The organism is Vibrio sinaloensis (assembly GCF_023195835.1).
Taxonomy (GTDB): Bacteria; Pseudomonadota; Gammaproteobacteria; order Enterobacterales; family Vibrionaceae; genus Vibrio; species Vibrio sinaloensis_C.
Map to the genome: position 1 here is coordinate 339,751 of NZ_CP096199.1, position 20,061 is coordinate 359,811.

At 49.2% G+C, this 20,061-nt stretch carries 19 protein-coding genes; 18 read left to right on the forward strand and 1 reads right to left on the reverse strand.

Going from position 1 to position 20,061, the window contains the following annotated elements:
• Positions 1–60: 60 nt before the first annotated feature.
• Complete coding sequence (locus tag MTO69_RS01650; RefSeq protein WP_248330537.1) at positions 61–708, reverse strand: response regulator transcription factor; 648 nt, start codon at positions 706–708, stop codon at positions 61–63.
• A 279-nt stretch (positions 709–987) separates the two neighbouring features.
• Between MTO69_RS01650 and MTO69_RS01655 the strand changes: the two genes are divergently transcribed.
• The 18 genes from MTO69_RS01655 to MTO69_RS01740 all read left to right on the forward strand — a co-directional run bounded on the left by MTO69_RS01655 (position 988) and on the right by MTO69_RS01740 (position 19,976).
• Complete coding sequence (locus MTO69_RS01655) at positions 988–1,521, forward strand: single-stranded DNA-binding protein (protein ID WP_248330539.1); 534 nt, start codon at positions 988–990, stop codon at positions 1,519–1,521.
• Between the two features lie 192 nt (positions 1,522–1,713).
• On the forward strand, positions 1,714–3,723 hold the full coding sequence (csrD, locus tag MTO69_RS01660) for an RNase E specificity factor CsrD (RefSeq protein WP_248330541.1): 2,010 nt from the start codon (positions 1,714–1,716) through the stop codon (positions 3,721–3,723).
• Positions 3,723–5,207: an MSHA biogenesis protein MshI gene (locus MTO69_RS01665; protein WP_248330543.1), complete on the forward strand. Its 1,485-nt coding sequence runs from the start codon at positions 3,723–3,725 to the stop codon at positions 5,205–5,207. The genes csrD and MTO69_RS01665 overlap by 1 nt, the downstream gene beginning before the upstream one ends.
• The gene (gene pilO, locus MTO69_RS01670; protein WP_248334250.1) at positions 5,207–5,857 is read left to right on the forward strand and encodes a type 4a pilus biogenesis protein PilO; all 651 of its coding nucleotides are present in this window, start codon (positions 5,207–5,209) and stop codon (positions 5,855–5,857) included. The genes MTO69_RS01665 and pilO overlap by 1 nt, the downstream gene beginning before the upstream one ends.
• Positions 5,850–6,173, forward strand: coding sequence for an MSHA biogenesis protein MshK (locus tag MTO69_RS01675; protein ID WP_432715640.1), 324 nt, complete (start codon positions 5,850–5,852; stop codon positions 6,171–6,173). Before pilO ends, MTO69_RS01675 begins: the two co-directional genes overlap by 8 nt.
• Positions 6,174–6,188: 15 nt before the next feature.
• Positions 6,189–7,871 (forward strand): pilus (MSHA type) biogenesis protein MshL, encoded by a 1,683-nt coding sequence (gene mshL, locus MTO69_RS01680; RefSeq protein WP_248330547.1) that lies wholly within the window; start codon positions 6,189–6,191, stop codon positions 7,869–7,871.
• A gap of 5 nt (positions 7,872–7,876) precedes the next feature.
• Entirely contained in the window at positions 7,877–8,716 is an 840-nt protein-coding gene (locus MTO69_RS01685) for an ExeA family protein (RefSeq protein ID WP_248330549.1), read from the forward strand.
• Positions 8,717–8,719: 3 nt separating this feature from the next.
• A complete protein-coding gene (locus MTO69_RS01690) occupies positions 8,720–9,769 on the forward strand; it encodes a tetratricopeptide repeat protein (protein ID WP_248330551.1) in 1,050 nt (349 codons plus the stop codon).
• Positions 9,766–11,490: a GspE/PulE family protein gene (locus MTO69_RS01695; RefSeq protein WP_248330553.1), complete on the forward strand. Its 1,725-nt coding sequence runs from the start codon at positions 9,766–9,768 to the stop codon at positions 11,488–11,490. Before MTO69_RS01690 ends, MTO69_RS01695 begins: the two co-directional genes overlap by 4 nt.
• 8 nt (positions 11,491–11,498) lie before the next feature.
• Entirely contained in the window at positions 11,499–12,719 is a 1,221-nt protein-coding gene (locus MTO69_RS01700; RefSeq protein ID WP_248330555.1) for a type II secretion system F family protein, read from the forward strand.
• Positions 12,703–13,173: an MSHA biogenesis protein MshF gene (locus tag MTO69_RS01705; RefSeq protein ID WP_248330557.1), complete on the forward strand. Its 471-nt coding sequence runs from the start codon at positions 12,703–12,705 to the stop codon at positions 13,171–13,173. Before MTO69_RS01700 ends, MTO69_RS01705 begins: the two co-directional genes overlap by 17 nt.
• Positions 13,174–13,249: 76 nt before the next feature.
• Entirely contained in the window at positions 13,250–13,816 is a 567-nt protein-coding gene (locus MTO69_RS01710) for a prepilin-type N-terminal cleavage/methylation domain-containing protein (RefSeq protein ID WP_248330559.1), read from the forward strand.
• A 32-nt stretch (positions 13,817–13,848) separates the two neighbouring features.
• On the forward strand, positions 13,849–14,325 hold the full coding sequence (locus tag MTO69_RS01715) for a prepilin-type N-terminal cleavage/methylation domain-containing protein (RefSeq protein ID WP_248330561.1): 477 nt from the start codon (positions 13,849–13,851) through the stop codon (positions 14,323–14,325).
• A gap of 148 nt (positions 14,326–14,473) precedes the next feature.
• Positions 14,474–14,932 (forward strand): prepilin-type N-terminal cleavage/methylation domain-containing protein, encoded by a 459-nt coding sequence (locus MTO69_RS01720; RefSeq protein ID WP_248330563.1) that lies wholly within the window; start codon positions 14,474–14,476, stop codon positions 14,930–14,932.
• A complete protein-coding gene (locus MTO69_RS01725) occupies positions 14,932–15,504 on the forward strand; it encodes a type IV pilus modification PilV family protein (protein ID WP_248330564.1) in 573 nt (190 codons plus the stop codon). The genes MTO69_RS01720 and MTO69_RS01725 overlap by 1 nt, the downstream gene beginning before the upstream one ends.
• Positions 15,504–16,214: a PilW family protein gene (locus tag MTO69_RS01730; RefSeq protein WP_248330566.1), complete on the forward strand. Its 711-nt coding sequence runs from the start codon at positions 15,504–15,506 to the stop codon at positions 16,212–16,214. The genes MTO69_RS01725 and MTO69_RS01730 overlap by 1 nt, the downstream gene beginning before the upstream one ends.
• Positions 16,204–16,656, forward strand: a complete 453-nt coding sequence (locus tag MTO69_RS01735; protein WP_248330568.1) for an MSHA biogenesis protein MshP — start codon at positions 16,204–16,206, stop codon at positions 16,654–16,656. The genes MTO69_RS01730 and MTO69_RS01735 overlap by 11 nt, the downstream gene beginning before the upstream one ends.
• Positions 16,657–16,658: 2 nt before the next feature.
• On the forward strand, positions 16,659–19,976 hold the full coding sequence (locus MTO69_RS01740) for a DUF6701 domain-containing protein (protein ID WP_248330570.1): 3,318 nt from the start codon (positions 16,659–16,661) through the stop codon (positions 19,974–19,976).
• Positions 19,977–20,061 lie beyond the last annotated feature (85 nt).

Here is a 20,061-nt window from a genome sequence, read left to right on the forward strand (position 1 = left end):
TAACGATGTTATCAGCGATTTTAACCAGCAAGAATGACCAGATATTTATGCTGCTTGGTATTAATGGCGCATATGTTGTTTGGCCCAGGCTGCGGCTTGAACACGGTTTTTCGCGCCAAGCTTTTTGAAGATTTTTTGTAGATGCGATTTAACGGTAAACTCGCTGATAAACATGTTGTCGGCGATTTGAATGTTAGAGGCACCATCCATCAAGCAGCGCAGAATCTGAATTTCACGAGCAGTGAGGTCAACGGTCGCTGGCGTGGTTTGGGTATCAATGATACTGCGGTAATGGAACAGTAGCTGAGCGGTCACTTTTCTTGGTAGCCAGTTTTCGCCATTGATCACCGCCTCGCAGCCGCGCACTATCATATCGATGTTGGTGTCTTTGTAGAAAATGCCTTTCAGGTGACCAAAGGCCAGTACTTCGTCGGTAGTCAATCGCTGCTGGACATTGAACACCAAGGTCTCAAAGGTTCTGTCAGCTAAAGGTAGGTCGCGAACCTGGCTCTTGAGTCGGGTATAGTTGTGATGATCAATCAACAAAATACGATGCTTGTGTTTTTGCAGTGCGAGCAATAGTTCGCTCGGCTTGATACGCAGGATGGAAATGCCTAACTTGTTTTCGAGCTGGTCAATGAAGGGGTAGTGAACCTCTGGGTCTTCACAAACAAATGAGATGGTTCGGGTATAGATGTTTCTAGCCATACTGTCCTCTAGTACTTATGTTGTAATTGGAGTTACAGAGTGACCTAAGTACTGCGGTGGCGCGAATCTAGGTTGAGGCTTTGCGTCGCGATTCATATGGCTAGGTAACTAATCGATTACTCAGGATCGTTACAATTTGAGACGACTCTAAAAAAACGCCCACTTTGATATGGATTGCCAAACTGAGCAGACATTGTGGTTGAGTGATTTGTTGCGAGCGTAAAGCGTGTTATCCTATTACGCTATTTTCTGTACAACCCAATTTAGACGGAGCGAAACATGGCTAGCCGTGGAGTGAACAAAGTTATTTTAGTCGGTAATCTGGGCACTGACCCAGAGGTGCGTTACATGCCTAGTGGCGGCGCAGTGGCCAATATTACCATTGCAACGTCTGAATCATGGCGTGATAAAGCAACTGGCGAACAGCGTGAAAAAACCGAGTGGCACCGTGTTGCACTGTTTGGCAAGTTGGCTGAAGTTGCTGGTGAGTACCTACGCAAGGGTTCACAAGTTTACGTGGAAGGCCAACTGCAAACGCGTAAGTGGCAAGATCAGAATGGTCAAGACCGCTACACGACAGAGGTTGTGGTACAAGGTTACAATGGCGTGATGCAAATGCTGGGTGGCCGTGCACAAGGTGGTGCACCAGGACAAGGCATGGGCCAGTCTCAACCACAGCAAGGTGGTTGGGGGCAGCCACAACAGCCTGCTATGCAGCATCAACCTGCTCAGCAACCTCAGTCTCAACCGCAGCAAGCTAAGCCTCAGTACAATGAGCCACCAATGGATTTTGATGACGACATCCCATTCTAACGATGAGTTATTGAAAAAAAGCCGCGCTAGTCGCGGCTTTTTTATATAGTAAAGAAAGAAAACTATCGCCAAGTCTTTGATTAATACCAAGCCGGATAAACAGGTGTTCAGACCTTTATCCCGTTTAGTAGCAAAATCACTTTAGCCGTTGAACGGTCACAATCGAAATAATAGAAAAGGAATTCTACATTCATGAGGTATACCCCTACCTTAAAACTGAGTACCCGCTTGGTTGCGTTTGTAACTGTTATTGTTATCAGTGCGATGTTTATCCTTTTCTTGGGCGGTACCCTCTCATTCAAACGTTTGGGTCAGGAATATCTCGACCATTCCCTGCAAGGCATTGTGGATGTGGTGGACAAAGAGATGGAAGACCCAGATGCTGCCTACTCGCTCCAGCGTTGGATGCCCAAGATGCTCCAGGCGTCGAGCGTGGTTGAGATGGAACTGCTCAACTCTTACGGCGTTATCTATCGATTCAAAGACACCTCCTCTAAGGTCGACCAAGCCCTTCTATACGATGCCGAATACACTCTAGAGCGCAACCGGGGTTATCAACTTAGATTCAAAGCCATTCCACCTTATATCGGTTATGGTTATTCGATGCAGGCACTGTGGTCAGTTACCTTAGCGGTAGGCTTGGTCGTGTTCTGCTTGCTCCGCGGTTTAAAGTGGCTCAAAGAACAATTACATGGCAGCGAAATGTTGGAAGAGCGGGGACGAATGATCTTAGCGGGTCGGGTTGAGGAGTACGCCAAGGGCGATCACAGTGAATGGCCATACACTGCTAGTGAAGCGCTCGATCGGCTGATAGAAGAGCTGCAAGATGCCCGTCAAGAACGCAGCCGTTTTGATACCTTTATTCGCACGCAAACCTTCCTTGATCAACTGACAGGTACGGCAAACCGTGTCTTGTTTGATAGTAAACTTGAAGCGGCACTGTCGGAAAGTGGGTCTCATGGTGGGGTGTTGATGTTAAGAATCGACGACTGGGATCAAATTGAAGAAGAGTTGGGTAAGCAGGTCGCCAATGACTTTATCGTCGATGTCGGCGAGGGGCTCAACAATGTGATTCAGCGTTATCCTGACGTGATCTTATCGCGCTACTACAACTCTGATTTTGCGATTTTTGCGCCGAGTCTATCGAGCAAAGAGGTATCAAACATAGCGGCTCAGTGCTTAAATCAAGTCACCAAACTGACGCCCCCCTCTCCATTAGATCGAGACAATTGGGTCCATATCGGCGTCAGTATGTACCGCGAGGCAGAAAGTCAGGGACGCATTATTGATGAAGCCGAAACCGCACTGAAAAGTGCGCAATTGCAAAGGATCAATACTTGGAGTCGTTTTCACAAGCATATTAGTCAGCAAGATGAACGTGGCAGCGTGCGCTGGCGTACGTTATTCGATGTCGCTCTCAAACCTGAGAGTATCTACATTTTTTCACAGCCTTGTTTCTTGCTTGACTCGCAGCAACAGCAGTTCAATGATCACTATGAGCTGTTTGCTCGGATTAACGATCCAGAAAAAGGCGTGATAAAAGCATCACGGTTTAATTCAGCTATTGAATCAGTCGGTTACGAGAGCATGCTTGATAAGGCTGCGTTTGCCGCAATTATGCAATATTTGAAACAATCTACCGGTTCAGACAGTTACTCTATTAACCTCCATGTGGTACCTTTTGCCGACCGCGAGTATTTTAAATGGTTTCGTGATGAGCTGTTGCAGCTCAGCATGGAACTTCGCCAGCGGATAATTTTTGAGTTTACCGAAGCGCGTTTGGTCAAACATCTCGATTATATGCGCCCTGTGATCAAGATGATCGTCGGCCTCGGGTGCCAGGTTGCCGTTGGACAAGCGGGGCGCTCGATTGTGAGCACCCATTACCTGAAAGAGTTGCCGGTGAGTTACCTCAAACTGCATCGCAGTTTGATTAAACGTATCGACCAGCGTCATGAGAATCAATTATTTGTCAGAAGCTTACTTGGCGCATGTGAAGGTTTAACAACTAAACTGATAGCAGTGGGTGTCGATAACAAGGCTGAGTACCAAACCAGTTTGGAGTTAGGTGTTGATGGCATTCAAGGACGTTATTTACGCGAAGAATCACAGTTGATTCCAACAGAAATCAGCGATAAGCAGACCAAGCAACCAGAACGCAAAGTGCAGATAGGCCGTCGTAATCGATGGCGGAAAATATAATGAAAAAAAATACGCTATCCTCCATTTTAGCTAGATTTACCGCCAAAGAAGCGTCGGCAGCGCGTCTGTATGTGGTGGTGCAGCCTGGTGCGCTGTTTTTCTCGTCTTCAGTCGTTTCCGAACTGCCGTCGCATATCGCCCTGAATGACAAACCTTGGCAACAGGTATTGATCGACACCTTACACGAGTATGCGGTCGCCAATGTGATGGTCGATGTTGTCTTGCACTCATCGCTCTACAAAACCTATCAAATCGACAAGCCCAACATCCCGGAAGAAGAGCTTAAGCAAGCGCTGCCTTTCCTACTTAAGGATTTGCTCAGTGAGCGGATTAGCGATGTTGTGTTGGACTATTTGCCCCTCTCGGTTAACAACAAGTTGCAAGTGTATGTCGCCGACAAAGCGATGATCAGTCAGCTCTATCAATCACTTAAAACGGTATCGATAGAGCTGAGCAGAGTGTTGGTTGAAGATGAAGTTTGGGGGCATTCAGCGGGCGATCTTACTCATTTTCTACTGTTACAACGCAGTCAACACGGCCCGTTTCGTGTGTGTGCTTTTGTCGATGCGCAGAACGCTTTCCAGCGCACAATGCGCGGCATCACTCCACCTTTAACCGGTGTTGCCAGCAGTATTTTGCAGCTTGATGGTATTGCCTTAGAGCTGCAGCGCTCGATCGATTATCTCTCCTCGCAACTGCGCTCAGCATCCTTGCACAAGATGCTGATCTGTTGTGATGAGGAATCGCAACAGGAGATTGTTGACGCACTTAATGAGCGCCTGAGTGTGAAAGTCGCGCTGCTGTCTGAGCAATCATCAGCAGATGAACCTCCTTTAGCTGCGGATCAGGTTCTGTCGTCTGGCGACATATTGCTGCGAACGTGTGAAAACTTGCAGCAGGCTGAAATTAACCTGTTCCCACAAACGCTGAGACCGAAAAAAGAGCTGTTTACTTTAGCCACTGTGGCTTCCGTGTGGGCGGTATCTGCAGCGATATTGGTCGCCGTCACTGCCAACCTTTACTATCAGCAAAGCGGTTATCAGCAGCAGCTAGCACAGGCTCAGCGCCATCAATCTGAGCTGCAGCAGCAAGTGAAACAGTTACAGCAACAGCTGGCGCAACATAAACCGACCGCAGCAAAAGAGGCAGCGATTGCTAGGCTAAAATTAGAGATAGACGCCAACAGACGCGCTCTCGAAGCAGTAGCGCGGTTCGATAAATCACAACAAGTGGGCTATTCGCCAGTGATGCGCTCCTTAGCTAATTTAGGCCGCAGTGACATCTCGCTGACTCGGATCCGACTAGATGCAAAAACGCTTGATTTAACTGGCTTGGCGCAAAACCCTGAGGCGATCCCGAATTGGGTCAATCAATTTAATAGCGAGTTGAGTTTAGTGGGGCGAACCTTTGAACAACTCAAAATTGGCCGCAATGAGCAAGAGGTGGTGACCTTTGAGCTATATACCCAGAGGGAGAGCGAATGATGCGCACTGCTTGGCAACAGTGGAGTAAAAAGTTTGCTCAGATGAGCATGCGCGAGAAGCTGCTGATCAGTTTATGTGGGGTCGTCGCGGTGGTGTTTGGCCTATTGACCTTGGTGGTTGAGCCCGTTTATTTGGCCAACCAGCAGTTGAATCGTCAGATTAGCAATATCCAGCTTGGCAACCAGCAGCTTGAAGCGGATACATTAGTCATGCAGGCGAAACTCAACAGAGATCCTGACTTAGAGTTAGACAAGCAACTCAAGCAGTTGATGAGTGAAAGCCAACAAAGCTCCCAGCAGTTGGCGCAGTTGGTCGAAAGTCTGATTTCGCCGAGTGAAATGGCCAGAATGTTAGAGACGGTGTTGTTTGAATCAAAGCAACTTAAGTTGATTCGTTTGGAGTCGTTGCCCAGTGAGCCGATTGTTCCCCCAAATGAAGAGCAGGGCGTAACAGGCTATTTTTTACATCCGGTTACCATTGAGCTCACAGGGCGCTATTTCGATATCGTCAACTATTTAGAAACACTGGAAGCCATGCCGGTGAAGTACTATTGGCGCAGTTTTGATTATCAAGTGGAGTCGTATCCACAGTCGCGCTTGGTTTTGACCGTGTATACCTTAGGTACAAGACAGGAGTTTATTGGTGGCTAGAGTATTACTGTCCATGCTGTCGGTGTTAATGATCTTTGGCGTGCAAGCGAAGCAAGATCCAACCGCGCCACTGGGTTGGCAAGCTCAAGCCTCCAGTGTCAAAAAAGCCAACAAGGCGCCACCTTTACCCAAGTTGCAAAGTATTGTGTGTATGACAGATTCGCCGTGTGCAGCCGTGTTGAATGGGCAGTCATTGGTGATGGGTGAGCGTGTCAGCGGCTACACGGTTAGGCGCATTGAGCAGGAAAGCGTCACGCTATCACGCGGTGACAAAGTTTGGAAATTATCCCTCTTCTCCCTTGAAGTGAAACAGTAAGGTTTGTAGGAATTTATGCGTAGACTCGCTATAGCTATCACTATCGCCTCAACACTCGTTGGTTGTTCAATGGGCCATCGTGACCCTGTTGAAGCAAAGGGTGCACTCAACGAGGCGATCAATCACAACAACAGCCGTAGCTTAGATAGCCTGCCAGCCTCGGTGGAAGCAGACTTGATGCCGGAGTTGACGACCAAGGGTGACATCGCCTCACAGACAATTAAGCGTTTTCGAGTTCAAGCCAATCAAGTGGAAGCGAAAGCGTTTTTTGCCAGTTTGGTCAAAGGGACCGAGTATAGCGCGGCTATCCACCCTAATGTCTCTGGTACCATCACGGTGAATCTTAATGATGTCTCTTTGGATGAAGTACTCTCCGTAGTCGAAGACCTTTACGGGTACCAGATCGCTAAAACCGGCAGCGTGATTCAGGTCTATCCTGCAGGGCTGCGCACCGTCACCATTCCTATCGACTATTTGCAGTTTAAACGAGCGGGGCGCTCAATCACTTCGATCTCAACAGGCACGGTCACTAACCCGGATAACGGCTCACGCAATAACAATTCCTCGCGCAACAATAACTCATCGAACACGTCGAATAATTCCAATGATTCGGGATCAAACAACCGCAATAACTCGACTAAAGGCGGCACCGAGATCGAAACCACCAGTGAAAGCGACTTTTGGCCGCAGCTTGAGAAAGCCGTAGCGAAGCTGATCGGATCCAGTGACGGTCAAAGCGTGGTGGTCATGCCCCAAGCGAGTGTGATCATGGTGCGAGCGTATCCAGATCAAATCCGAGAAGTGCGCAACTTTTTAGGGGTGTCACAGCAACGTATGCACCGTCAGGTGATTTTAGAAGCCAAGATTTTGGAAGTCACACTCAGTGATGGTTATCAGCAAGGGATCAATTGGTCAAAAGCCTTTACCTCTAACGGGACCAACTACACCTTAGGCCAAGGGTCGATTGTCAAAGATGCGGCTGGCGCTGTGATTCCGGCAGCGCTGCCTGGTTTAGACGCCATTGGCACCTTACTGGGCGGGCAATCCAATTTGGTGATTTCCAGTGGTAGCTTTGACGCTGTGCTGAGCTTTATGGCGACTCAAGGGGATCTCAACGTGCTGTCTAGTCCGCGCGTTACCGCCTCTAATAACCAAAAGGCCGTGATCAAAGTCGGTACCGATAGCTATTTTGTCACCGATTTTTCTTCAAATACCGATACGGGAAGCTCGACAACGAATACCTCAACCAATGTTGAACTGACGCCGTTCTTTTCCGGTATTTCACTTGATGTAACGCCACAAATTGATGACCAAGGTAATGTATTACTTCATGTTCATCCCGCCGTTATCGATGTCAAAGAAGAGAAAAAAAGCATCAGCTATGGCGATACCAGCTTAACGTTGCCGCTGGCCACCAGTGCGATTCGCGAGTCAGATTCGGTGATCCGTGCCCAAGATGGTGATGTGGTGGTGATCGGTGGCTTGATGAAGTCAGCGACACAAGATCAAGTCTCTAAAGTGCCTTTCTTGGGTGATATTCCGGGACTTGGTCATCTGTTTAGAAATACCAATCAATATACGGAGAAAACCGAGCTGGTTATCTTGTTGAAACCGTCAGTGGTTGGGGTGAACACTTGGCAGAAGGAGCTAGAGCGTTCGCGAGATTTACTTCAAGAATGGTTCCCTGACGAGCAGTAACGGCGATGTATCTTGAGCATTTTGGGCTGGCCAGTTTGCCATTTCATCTGACGCCCGATACAGAAATGTTCTTAGGATTGACACCTCATTATGAGGCGATTCAAACCGTATTGGCTGCGCTTGAGATGGGCGAAGGGGTCATTAAGGTTACTGGCGAGGTCGGGACAGGGAAAACTATGCTATGCCGCATGCTCATTAAGCATGCCGCTCCTAACGTAGAGCTAGTCTTGATCCCTAATCCAGCGCTTGATGGCGACCAATTGCGTATAGCGGTGGCCAATGAGCTGGGCATTGAATCAGTGGCACCGAGTCGAGTCGTTGATGTCATTCAACAGCGCCTATTGAGCTTAGCTCAGCAGGGCAAGCAAGTGGTGGTGTTGGTGGATGAGGCGCAGGTCTTAAGCGATGAGGCTTTGGAGGTGTTGCGTTTATTTGGCAACCTAGAAACAGAGCAGCGTAAACTGATGCAAATTGTGTTGTTTGGTCAGCCGGAGTTGGATGAGCGTTTAGCGTCCCATCATTTACGCCAATTGCGTCAACGGATTACCTTTAGCGCCCAGTTACGGGGCTTAACGGTCGCGGAGGTGGTGGCCTATATTGATAATCGCCTTGACAAGGTGGGTGGCGAGACAAGCTTGTTTAGCTTGAACCACAAAAAAGCCATTTGGCGCGCCAGCTACGGCTATCCGCGTTTGATTAACCAAATATGCCACAAAGCCTTAGTGCTTAGTTGTAGTGATGGATTAACGCAAGTGAGTAACTCGCAACTCTTTCGAGCCATTCATGACACCTATGACAGTTGTAAGCCCAAGTTCAAAAGCCCACTATTGTGGGGGTGGAGTTAAACCATGAGTACCATAAATCGAGCGCTGGCCAAGCTGTCCAATCACAGTCCACAACAGGGGGGAGAGATCACTCATGTTGAGGTGAAGCCGGTTCAAAACCGCTCCATTGTGGCTTGGGTTACGGGAAGCTTTGCCGCGAGCCTCGCGGTTGGTGGTTGGGCTATTTCGCAGCAAGCACCGTCCGAGATGGTGTCGCCACTACCAACTGAGTCTGCGATCGAAATCAGTGAATCGCCGACCAGCAAAGCGTCAACGGCTACCCCTGTATTTGTCGCCTCCAACAAATCGCTGCCGCAAATCATTGAGACGGAGGTTGAACCGCTCAAAGTCGCTAGTGTTGAATCTAAACCGACGGCAAAGCGAACGGAGAAAGTGAAGTCAGAGCCGCGGGCTGCCCAAGCCCAGCCCGCCACAGCAACAAGCGATGTTGTGGCTGGTGAATTGGTGGTTGAGCAAGTGTCACTGACCAGCGAGCAACTGGCGCAAAAGGCGGCTGAACGGGGACGAAAAGCGCTCGATAACAACAACCTTAAACAAGCATTGGACGCTTATCACCAAGCGCTGCGTTATACCCCCAACGATGGCGATATTCGCCAGCGATTGGCCGCACTTTATTACGGCAAAGGCGAAGTACGCAAAGCGGCAGAACTATTGCAAAAGGGCATTGCCCTCAACGGTAACGATGTCGATTTGCGCCTAGCACTGGCAAAAATGTTGCTTAAAGAGCAGCAGGCCCCGGCGGCGTTGACCGTGCTCAGCGCCCTGCCAGAGCAAGCGTCAGTTGAATATTTGTCTTTGCGGGCTGCGTTAGCACAGAAGCAAAAACAAGATGCCCTCGCCCTAGCCAGTTATCAACAGTTGGTTCAGCTCGAGCCAGACAGCGGCCGCTGGTGGCTTGGGCTGGCGATTCAACAAGAGCGAGCATTCGATTTAACTCAGGCCAAGGCCTCTTATGCAGAGGCGTTGACTAAGCTAGGTCTCTCCAGTCAATCTCAACAGTTTATTCGTGACCGTTTAGCGCTAATCAGTCGTTTAGAGGAGCAGCCACAGTGAAAATTCAACTTAGAAAACGACTCGGCGATCTATTAGTCGAAGAGGGCATCATCACTGAGCTGCAAGTTGAGCAGGCGCTAACCGCACAGAAGACGACCGGAAGAAAACTCGGCGCTACCTTAATTGAGCTTGGCTTCCTGACCGAGCATCAAATGCTGAGCTTTTTGGCTCAGCAACTCGATATCCCTCTGATTGATCTGAGCCGTGCTAATGTCGACATCGACGCCGTGCAGTTGCTACCAGAGGTCCATGCGCGGCGCTTGCGCGCGCTGGTGATTGGTCGCCAAGAGAATACCTTACGGGTGGCGATGAGCGATCCTGCCGATCTATTTGCTCAAGAAGCCCTACTTGGACAGTTGGGCCAATACAGCATTGAATTTGTGATTGCGCCTGAAAAGCAACTGGTCGATGGTTTTGACCGCTATTATCGCCGCACCAAAGAGATCGCGTCGTTTGCCGAGCAGCTGCAAGCTGAACACCAAGTGACCGAGGCATTTGACTTCAATATCGAAGGTAATGATAGTGAAGAAGTCACGGTCGTTAAGCTGATTAACTCCTTGTTTGAAGACGCGATTCAAGTTGGCGCGTCGGATATCCATATCGAGCCAGATGCCAATGTGCTGCGCCTTCGCCAGCGTATTGATGGCGTACTGCACGAAACCCTGCTCAATGAAGTCAATATTGCTTCCGCTCTAGTGCTGAGACTGAAGCTGATGGCCAACCTTGATATTTCGGAAAAGCGCTTGCCTCAAGATGGGCGTTTTAATATTCGCACTAAAGGCCAGTCGGTCGATATCCGGATGTCGACCATGCCCGTTCAACATGGTGAATCTGTGGTGATGCGTCTGCTCAATCAATCTGCGGGCGTGCGTAAGCTTGAAGAGTCCGGTCTTCCAGACCATCTGTTGCTGCGTTTAAGACGCCAGTTAAAAAGACCTCATGGCATGATTTTGGTGACAGGCCCAACAGGCTCGGGCAAAACCACCACCTTGTATGGCGCGCTGACCGAGCTCAACCAACCGAGTAAGAAGATCATTACTGCCGAAGATCCGGTCGAATATCGACTTCCCCGAGTCAATCAGGTGCAAGTCAACCCGAAGATTGATCTCGACTTCTCTACCGTACTGCGCACCTTTTTGCGCCAAGACCCCGACATTATCTTGGTCGGTGAGATGCGCGACCAAGAAACGGTTGAGATCGGTTTGCGTGCTGCTCTAACGGGTCACTTGGTGCTAAGCACTCTGCACACCAATGATGCGGTTGATAGTGCGCTGCGTATGATGGACATGGGCGCGCCGGGATACCTAGTGGCCAGCGCGGTGCGTGCCGTAGTCGCTCAGCGGCTTGTGCGCAAAGTGTGCCCAGATTGTAAAACCGAAGAGGTACTGGACGATGGGCGCAGGCAGTGGTTGGCTCAGCGTTTCCCGAATCAAGTCGAGAGTAAATTTTGGGTCGGTAAAGGCTGCCAAAACTGTAATTTGACCGGATACCGGGGCCGTATTGGTGTGTTTGAGATGCTCGAATTGGAGCAGGATATGATGGATAAACTGCGCGCTAACGACGCAGTCGGGTTTGCTCAAGTCGCTCGTCAATCGGCCAACTACAAACCCTTACTGGCCTCGGCGATGGAGTTAGCCATTCAAGGGGTGGTTAGCTTTGGTGAGGTGATGAGCCTTGGCGAAGGGGACTCCTCTGGATTTGAACAAGCGATCTATATCTAAGGTGAGCTATGCCGACGTTTAACTATCAAGGCCGACATGCCGATGGAGCCGCCACATCCGGTGCCATTGATGCGCCAACGCAAGAGGCAGTGGTCGAACAGTTGATGAATAAAGGCATCATTCCTGTATCGATTGAGATCGCGGACCAGAGCAGTCGTTTGGGTGTCGATATTAAAACCTTGTTCACACCTGCAGTGCCACTTGAGGTGTTGGTGATCTTTTGCCGGCAGTTGTACAGCTTGACTAAGGCCGGGGTGCCACTGCTGCGTTCGATGAAAGGCTTGAGTCAGAATAGTACCAATAAACAGCTGCAAGAGGCGTTGGAAAACGTGACTCAAGAGTTGACCAACGGTCGCAGTTTGTCGAGTTCGATGCAGATGTTTCCCAAAGTGTTCAGTCCGCTGTTTGTCTCGATGATCCATGTGGGTGAAAACACGGGTCGTCTTGATCAGGCGCTATTGCAACTGGCGGGTTACTATGAACAAGAGGTCGAAACTCGCAAACGGATCAAAACCGCGATGCGTTACCCAACGTTTGTGATCAGCTTTATTGTGGTCGCGCTGTTTGTCCTTAATGTTAAAGTGATTCCTCAGTTTTCCAGTATGTTCGCCCGCTTTGGGGTTGAGTTACCGCTGCCAACCAGGATCCTGATCACCACTTCAGAGTTCTTTGTTAACTATTGGCTGATGATGGTGGCGGCGATTGTCGCCGGGTTGTTTGGTTTTCGGGCGTGGATAAACACCGCAGCAGGTCGAGAAACATGGGACAAATTCCGTTTGCGTATGCCGGTAGTGGGTGAGTTGGTCAATAGAGCGCAGCTGTCACGCTTTTCACGCACGTTTGCGTTAATGCTCAAGGCGGGGGTGCCGCTCAATCAATCGTTGGCTTTGTCCGCAGAGGCGCTCGGCAACAAGTTTCTCGAAAACCGCCTGATGGAGATGAAAGCTTCGATTGAAGCGGGGGGAACTATCTCATCGACGGCAATCAATAGTGGTGTATTTACCCCTTTAGTGATCCAAATGATCTCTGTCGGTGAAGAGACGGGGCGAATCGATGAACTGCTCCTCGAAGTATCGGATTTTTATGATCGCGAAGTGGATTATGATCTCAAGACACTGACCGCGCGCATTGAACCGATCTTGCTGGTGATTGTCGCCGGCATGGTGTTGATCTTAGCCTTGGGCATCTTCTTGCCGATGTGGGGAATGCTCGATGCCATCAAGGGATAGTAGGCTTGAGTTGTCACGCTTGGCTATTGGGGTGTTACTACTGATCTCACTAGTGGCCAGTTTTTTATTGTCCTGGCGTGCGGTCGAACAACAGGCTAACCGCTCGGCGCTGCAGCTCGCTAGTCAGCGGATTAACGAACGGGCGAGTTTTTATAAACAGCAGTGGTTGTTGGCAAGGAAAGCGAACTCGCTAGAGATTGCTGGTCTCGAGCTCAACTACACTGATAAAGGGTGGGTGACGCCGTTGAACAACCAGCAGCGTGTCGATTGCCAATATTGGCTAGCGATACTCTATCCCGATGAAGAGTTGTTGGGTCATCAACCGCTCGCTATTGATAATGAATCAATAGCGAGGGATTATCGTTGTATCTATCGTTATAGTCAGGATCGATTTATTGCTATCAGTTTGATTCAGAATAATTTCTCTGCCCAAGTTGGATTTTTAATTCAGTAGTTTTTTTGACATACAACAGGTAGTGAAAGTGGAGAATGTCCGTATAATACGGCTCAGTTATAGACAGGTTTAAACAATGAAAAAAACGCAAACGGGTTTTACTCTGGTTGAGTTGGTGGTGGTGATTGTCGTGGTGGGATTGCTGGCTGTTGCTGCGCTGCCTCGTTTTCTCGATGTCACCGATGAAGCAAAGAAAGCCAGTATTGAGGGTGTCGCGGGTGGATTTGCCACCGGTGTCCTCTCTGCGCGCGCCCAGTGGGAAGCGGAAGCACGCCCATCTCGCTTAATAAACTCAGTAAGGCGCAATACGGTAAACTATGACGGGGTCAAATTTTGGCTGACCAGTAGTGCTCAAACCGGTGGTAATTTTCGCGATGGTTACCCTTTTGCACTTAACAATGATGACACCAGTTTCCCGACCACGCTGACTGATCAAGCGTGCATCGATCTTATGGATAATCTGCTGCAAAATCCGCCCAAAGTCGGCACGATTTCTGCTGCAGCTACCGATAGCAATATCAAATATACCGCGCAAGCTGATAGCAATAACTCAACCTGTACCTATGTACAAAAAGAGGGCAACAGCAATCATCAGTTTGTGTATCAAATAGAGACAGGTCGTGTGACCGTAACGCTGCAGTAGCGCTGCACATAGTCAAATAGAGAGAGTGTAATATGAAAAGACAAGGCGGTTTCACCCTAATCGAACTGGTCGTGGTGATTGTAATTTTAGGTATTTTGGCTGTTACAGCAGCACCGCGCTTTTTGAACTTGCAAAATGATGCGCGTAAATCATCTCTACAAGGTTTGAAAGGTGCCATTGATGGTGCGGCTGGAATTGTGTATGGCAAAGCTGCGATACAAGGTGATGAAAACAAGGATACAAGTACGGTTGATGGTATTGCGACGGCTTATGGCTACCCTGCTGCAAGCGATGCAGGAATTGGTACAGCTGTCGTAGGTTTGAATACTAATGATTGGAGTAAAATTGCAGCAACTGACGGATATTATGTGACGTTTTATGATGAAGCTATTTCAGGTTCATCAGCTACAACAATTACCAGTGGCAATTGTTACGTTAAATATACTGGACGTGCATCATCTGCGGCGACAGCAACCTACAGTGCTACGGTAACTAATAGCGGTTGCTAAGTTTATTCGCTATCAGGCCAGCATTGCTGGCCTTTTTTCTTTTCCAGATTCTTCCTTCTTGCCTCTTCTCAAATTTCCTTAAAAAACAACAGCGATCAACTGGGTTCAGTTATACTTACTTGAGTGTTTTAAATCGATAAAGAGTCGTATGGCGCGTGCAAAGAGCTTAGGGTTTACCTTAGTGGAACTGATCGTGGTGATCATTTTAGTGGCGATTGTCTCGCTATATGCTGCGAGTCGTTTTATTGGCCGCGACAGCTTCTCTGCGTTTGTTGCCCAAGAGCAGGTGATCTCGGTTATTCGCCAAGTTCAAGTGACGCGCATGCAATCCAACAGTGCCAGCAGTTGCGCGTCAGATAGCAATACGGCGCTCAGCGTTAGCGCCAACTGTCTGGGTTCTGTCGCCGGTTGCAACCAAGCCAGCGCCCAGCGCAGTGACTGGGTCGCGCTAGAAGGGGTCACTTTTTCCCCGCAGACCGCGTGTTTGGAGTTTGACTTGCTCGGAGAACCTAACCAAGCGGTGACGGTTGATATCCGAGCGGCCAGTTCAACCTGTCGCGTAACGATTGAACGCAATGGTTATGTTTCTTCAGGAGGCTGCAGCTAGTGAAATCAAAGCGATCGATCTCTTGCGGTTTTACCCTAATCGAAAGCGTGATTGTGATTGTGATTATGGGATTAGCCATGATCACTATAGTGAACTTTCTTGCGCCGCAAATCGCCCGCTCAGCGGACCCCCATTACCAAACTCGCGTTGCGGCTCTTGGGCAAAGTGTGATGACGCAAATCCTTGCTCGTGGCTTTGACCATCATAGTGACTTTCAGGGGGGGCGGGTGCGCTGCTCTTCGCTCGACCTTGGCTCAACACAGTGTTCAGGGTTTGGCAGCAGTAGCCGCGTGCTCGGTATTGATAGTGACCGAGGAGAAACCGTGGCTAACCCATTGCAATACGATGATGTTGATGACTTTATCGGCTGCTGGACCCCCGGAGCCACCAACGGCTGCCGAGACCTAAACGCGCTGCTGGCAGATGGCGGTAGCAGCTATGCCAACTTCCGTTTGGACATTGCGGTGCAATACGCCAATGGGGCAGGAGCCACTCTAAAACAAGTGACCTTGACCATCGCGGCGAGCAATCAACCCGCCATTCGCTTGGTGGGGTATCGAGGAAACTATTGATGCAGCAACGCGGTTTTACCTTGATCGAGATGATCCTCACTATAGTGGTGGGAGGGATCTTGGTGCTCGGAATTGCTGGCTTTGTTGAGCTGGGTGCGCGCGGTTATGTCGATAGCGTTGATCGTCAGCGTTTACAAACGCAGGCTAAGTTTGTGCTAGAGAAAATGTCGCGTGAAGTGCGTCATGCGGTGCCTAATGTGTTTCGTAGTGAAGACAACTGTGTCTACTTCTATCCGATCATTTACTCAGGCTTTTATGCAATTTCGGGCAATGATGTTGAGTTTATTGTTGGTCAGCGCGATGGGCTAGATGCCAGCAGCTTTGATGACCTTTCACTGATCATTAACCCAACTGCTAACTTGAACGTCCAAGATGATTCCATCGCGCTCAATGGCCTAGTCACCGCGCGTGCCAACCAAGTGTTTGCTTTAGTGAATCAGGCCAGCCGGATCGAAAGTCAGTCGGTCGCTAAGCGCTACTACATGTTTGACCGCAATCAAGAGCGTAGTTATTGCATCATCCAAGTTGCTGGCCAAGGGCGAGTAGAAAGAGATGGCGCGGCGCTCTCCGATGCTATTGTGTCTGGCTCGCTTAATTATGTTCCCGCTACCGTACAAAATAATGGTTTGGTTCACGCTAACTTAACCTTTCGTCAAAATGGTGAAACCACCAACTTTGAGCATGATATACAGGTGATCAATGTTCCTTAAGCGTCAGCAGGGTAACCTCTACATAGTGGTGATTTTTGTTTTAGTGGTGATGGGGCTGCTGGCGACGGCGTTGAGCCGGATCGAGCTGTCTAACAGTGACGCCCACACCCGAGACGTGCTGGGCACACAAGCTTGGCTCATGAGCCATTCGATCAACGAAATGGCGCTGACGCTTTTCTACCCGCTTGACTCAACCAGCAGCGCCATTGCTGCGCATTGCGACCCAGATGGAAATAGCGCGACCGACGGCGTGTCCGCACAGTTAATCACTCGCGCCAATCAATTACTCGATGCTGTCGCCAGTTGCCGCACTGTCGCACTAAGCTGTAATGTAAAGGGACCGCTTGACGGAGAAACCTTCTACCTGCTCGAAAGTCGAGTCACTTGTGGCTCTGGGTTGTCAGAAGTGGTGCGCAGTCAGCAAATTTGGGTTAAGGAGTAGTTATGGGTAAAAAAGTCGTCAATCTAGTCGCGTTTATCTGCTTGATGATTATCTTTGCGCTACCCGCATATGCTAATTCGTGTCAGATCAATCCAAGTGAGCAATTCAAAGTCACTTTTTCAATTCAAACAAGTAACTTGGGTGAGTCTCTTTATGGAGTCAAGGCAGTAGGTAACAATAACAGCTCGATTCCCATTTGGACAAATGATGATAGCGTGCCAGACACAATTGATGGCGCTCCCTTTGTAAGGGATCCAAATTATATGGCACTCGGTGGAAGCTACTGGGTCGAGCTTTTGTTTTATCCTGCGACAAGCGGTAGCAGTGTCGGGTGGTTTGAGTACTATGTTGATGATGGTAATGGGTTTAAATTTCTGGGTTCTTACGATGCAGATCTAAAGGGTATTCATCCTCAGAAAGTGCTTCTGTCTGGAGATGGGACATCGTCCCTTAATTGCAGTCAGTCTGTTACTCCACCACCCACGCCCCTGCCGGATCTTTGTGACTATTTTCCGGAATCACTGCAAACAAATCGTTATCTAAACTCGGGTTTTGGTTGGGAACAATGGGACGGATATTTAAATATCTCAGGTGGTAGTGGGGAAGGCAACCGTATCTACCTTGATGAATTTAACCGTTCTCAAGCCTTGGCTTTTGCCAGTTCACAAGTTAATGGGAATAGTAATAATGGGTGCCTTTATAATGATGGTGTCAACGCAGGTAATGTGTGTACAGTTGACCGCACGCGAAGTTTGTTCCCTTCAGGTCCACCTCAACCGAGTGCATTCGATTATGACGGTTCAGACGTTACAGCCCCTAATGGAGGGAACGTCGTGCTATCTCCTGGCTTATACAACTCTTTGTCGTTTGGTATCAATGGAAGTTCGATAACACTTGAGGCGGGAGAATATTGGGTTAAGGCACTCAATTTCAACAACAACGACATTGCTCTGTATGTTAGAGGGAAAGTAGTACTGCACTACAATCAAATCAATTTTAGTCAAAATAGTCGTGTTTACATAAATGCGTCAACTAGCGAAGTTGATGATACCAGTTTTGACCACAATAATTTGTCACTTATAGGGCATGGTAACCTCTCTCAGTTTTACCCACAGCGCGGCAGCGATATCCGTATTAGTGCTAGTATCTATATTTCTCCTCAGGCATCAGCGGGTTTCGACGTAAACGTTGTCGACCGCTTTCAAATGCAAGGATCTATTACAGCACCAGTGATTAACTTTCGAGCAACTGACAAGAGTTATATCAAAGCAAAGTCAGCGAACGGTTGTTATTTACCTCCACAGCCATCAGTAGACCGGATTGAGATCAAGCCCTACAACTACCACCTGACGTGTGAAACAAGCCCACAAGATATTGTCGAAGTCCATGTTTTAGATCGTGACGGCAACTTGGTGAGCGGCTTTCAACCGTCGTTGCAGCAAGCCTCAGGGAGTAACCTAACCATTCGTCCTGTAGTGGGAGAGAGTGGTATGAGCAACGGCATTGCTCAATTTCAGGTGCGTACGTCCACGCCGAATGTTCTCGGTGATTATACATTGGCTGCGCAGCTCAGTAGTGACGGAAACACCTACACCGACACGGATGTGATTCGCTATGTTCCGTACCGCTTTCGAGTGGAAGACCAATTTGTTGTGGCGGGGAAAAACCACTCCGTGCCAATTGGGGTTGAAGCCTGTGATGGTGGTAACTTGATCACCTTAGGTTACGCGGGAAATCCCACAGCCAGCTTCGTTTATCAGCGACCGCTTAATGCTCCAATAGATAGCAACGACTTTGCTTTTTCCGCCGCGATCAATAACAACAACCGCAGCGCCCAGATGAACTTTAAAGAGTCGGGACAGATCAGGGTCACGCTCGAAGACACCAATTTTGATTGTAGTGATCAAGAGCGCTGTCCTACACCAGGTGGGGCGCTTAAAGGCGAATTTGAGGTCTACTCACGGCCATGGAAGATTGCGCTGTGCGACATCGTCGATTTGACAGGGGCAATCATTAACCCCGCGACCACCACGGCAAGTCCAGGTTTTATCAGTGCTGGCAGCGAGTTCGATGTGACTTATCGGCCGATCGTTCACAGCGATTCAAGTAACGGTGCAAGCGATCAATGCACGTATCCCGTTACGGGTAACTACCCACTCGATAACGGGCCTATCAGCGTGAGTAACAGCGTCTTTTATCCCACCTCGGGTGACAATGGCGTATTAACGCCCAATGTTGGGAACTTTAGCGCCAGCGATGGCGAGAGCAAAACCGTGCGTCACTCTTGGTCGCAAGTTGGTACATTACAGATTGAAACCGGTGCCACGTACCTCAACATGTCGCTCGATCCTTTTACACAGTCGGTCGGGCGCTTCTACCCTGACTATTTCAAAATTGACCAAAATGCTTGGAATGATCCTGCGCTTGCCACGGGAAACCAAAACTTTACCTACATGAACCAGCCGTTTGCAAGTGTCACTGCTCGGGTAGGGGCATACAACCGTCAAGGCGTAGAAGCGACCAACTACGGTTTGTTTGGCTCCAACTTACAGGCGGTGTTTGCTTTTGACAATCAAGATAGATTGCTCAATGCGGATGTAACCAAACTGGCGGCTAAATCAAGTTATCAAGGCCATCAATGGCGCTTGGATAGTGATGAAATCGTGTGGCAGAAGCGCGCTGACCTTGCGCCCGATGGGCCTTATAACTATTTAGCTGGCGCTGCTCTGAACGTTAGTCTGAATGTTTTCCCTGCCACAGTTAATGACCCCGTTCGTTTCAAACTGGCGGCAAGCGATACTGAGGCTAGCGACAATCAAGTGCTCCCTGACGACCAACCTCGCTTAGTCTTTGGCCGTTATCATCTTTCGGACGTTGGTGGTGTCGAAGGTACGCCGCTCACCGTGCCCTTGCTGGTGGAGTACTGGAACGGTAGCCGATTTGCGACCAATACCAATGACAGCTTCTCGGCATTTGATGGTCAGCATTTTTGCCGCCAAGTGCTGTGGCCGACAACAGGTGCGATTGAAGACAATGTTCGCTTGAGTGATACCGGCGTAGTTGCTTCTGGTCTCTCATCAGCTTTGCGCGCTCGCCAAACCACCTCGACACGCGAGCAAGTTCGGCTTTGGCTCAGACTCGACAGCAGTGCCTCTTCTGCCAGTTGTAGCGGTAGCAACAACGGACAAGCGTGGTTGATGTATAACTGGGATCCGACACAAAGCGGCGAAGAAAACCCAGCAGCTGTGGTCACGTTTGGCATTTTCCGCGGCAATGATCGGGTCATCTTCCGTGGTGAGCCAGGGCTAACTGGGCAGTAATTTTTGTTATTTTTTTGCCCATCGTTAGGAATCTGTTAGAAATTGCGTGTTTCAGCCCATGTTTACACTTCAATGCCTTGCTGTA

Coding starts and splice junctions, on each gene's coding strand:
- MTO69_RS01650 (WP_248330537.1), bottom strand. CDS start 708: ATGGCTAGAAACATCTATACCCGAACCATCTCATTTGTTTGTGAAGAC.
- MTO69_RS01655 (WP_248330539.1), top strand. CDS start 988: ATGGCTAGCCGTGGAGTGAACAAAGTTATTTTAGTCGGTAATCTGGGC.
- csrD (WP_248330541.1), top strand. CDS start 1,714: ATGAGGTATACCCCTACCTTAAAACTGAGTACCCGCTTGGTTGCGTTT.
- MTO69_RS01665 (WP_248330543.1), top strand. CDS start 3,723: ATGAAAAAAAATACGCTATCCTCCATTTTAGCTAGATTTACCGCCAAA.
- pilO (WP_248334250.1), top strand. CDS start 5,207: ATGCGCACTGCTTGGCAACAGTGGAGTAAAAAGTTTGCTCAGATGAGC.
- mshL (WP_248330547.1), top strand. CDS start 6,189: ATGCGTAGACTCGCTATAGCTATCACTATCGCCTCAACACTCGTTGGT.
- MTO69_RS01685 (WP_248330549.1), top strand. CDS start 7,877: ATGTATCTTGAGCATTTTGGGCTGGCCAGTTTGCCATTTCATCTGACG.
- MTO69_RS01690 (WP_248330551.1), top strand. CDS start 8,720: ATGAGTACCATAAATCGAGCGCTGGCCAAGCTGTCCAATCACAGTCCA.
- MTO69_RS01700 (WP_248330555.1), top strand. CDS start 11,499: ATGCCGACGTTTAACTATCAAGGCCGACATGCCGATGGAGCCGCCACA.
- MTO69_RS01705 (WP_248330557.1), top strand. CDS start 12,703: ATGCCATCAAGGGATAGTAGGCTTGAGTTGTCACGCTTGGCTATTGGG.
- MTO69_RS01710 (WP_248330559.1), top strand. CDS start 13,250: ATGAAAAAAACGCAAACGGGTTTTACTCTGGTTGAGTTGGTGGTGGTG.
- MTO69_RS01715 (WP_248330561.1), top strand. CDS start 13,849: ATGAAAAGACAAGGCGGTTTCACCCTAATCGAACTGGTCGTGGTGATT.
- MTO69_RS01720 (WP_248330563.1), top strand. CDS start 14,474: ATGGCGCGTGCAAAGAGCTTAGGGTTTACCTTAGTGGAACTGATCGTG.
- MTO69_RS01730 (WP_248330566.1), top strand. CDS start 15,504: ATGCAGCAACGCGGTTTTACCTTGATCGAGATGATCCTCACTATAGTG.
- MTO69_RS01735 (WP_248330568.1), top strand. CDS start 16,204: ATGTTCCTTAAGCGTCAGCAGGGTAACCTCTACATAGTGGTGATTTTT.
- MTO69_RS01740 (WP_248330570.1), top strand. CDS start 16,659: ATGGGTAAAAAAGTCGTCAATCTAGTCGCGTTTATCTGCTTGATGATT.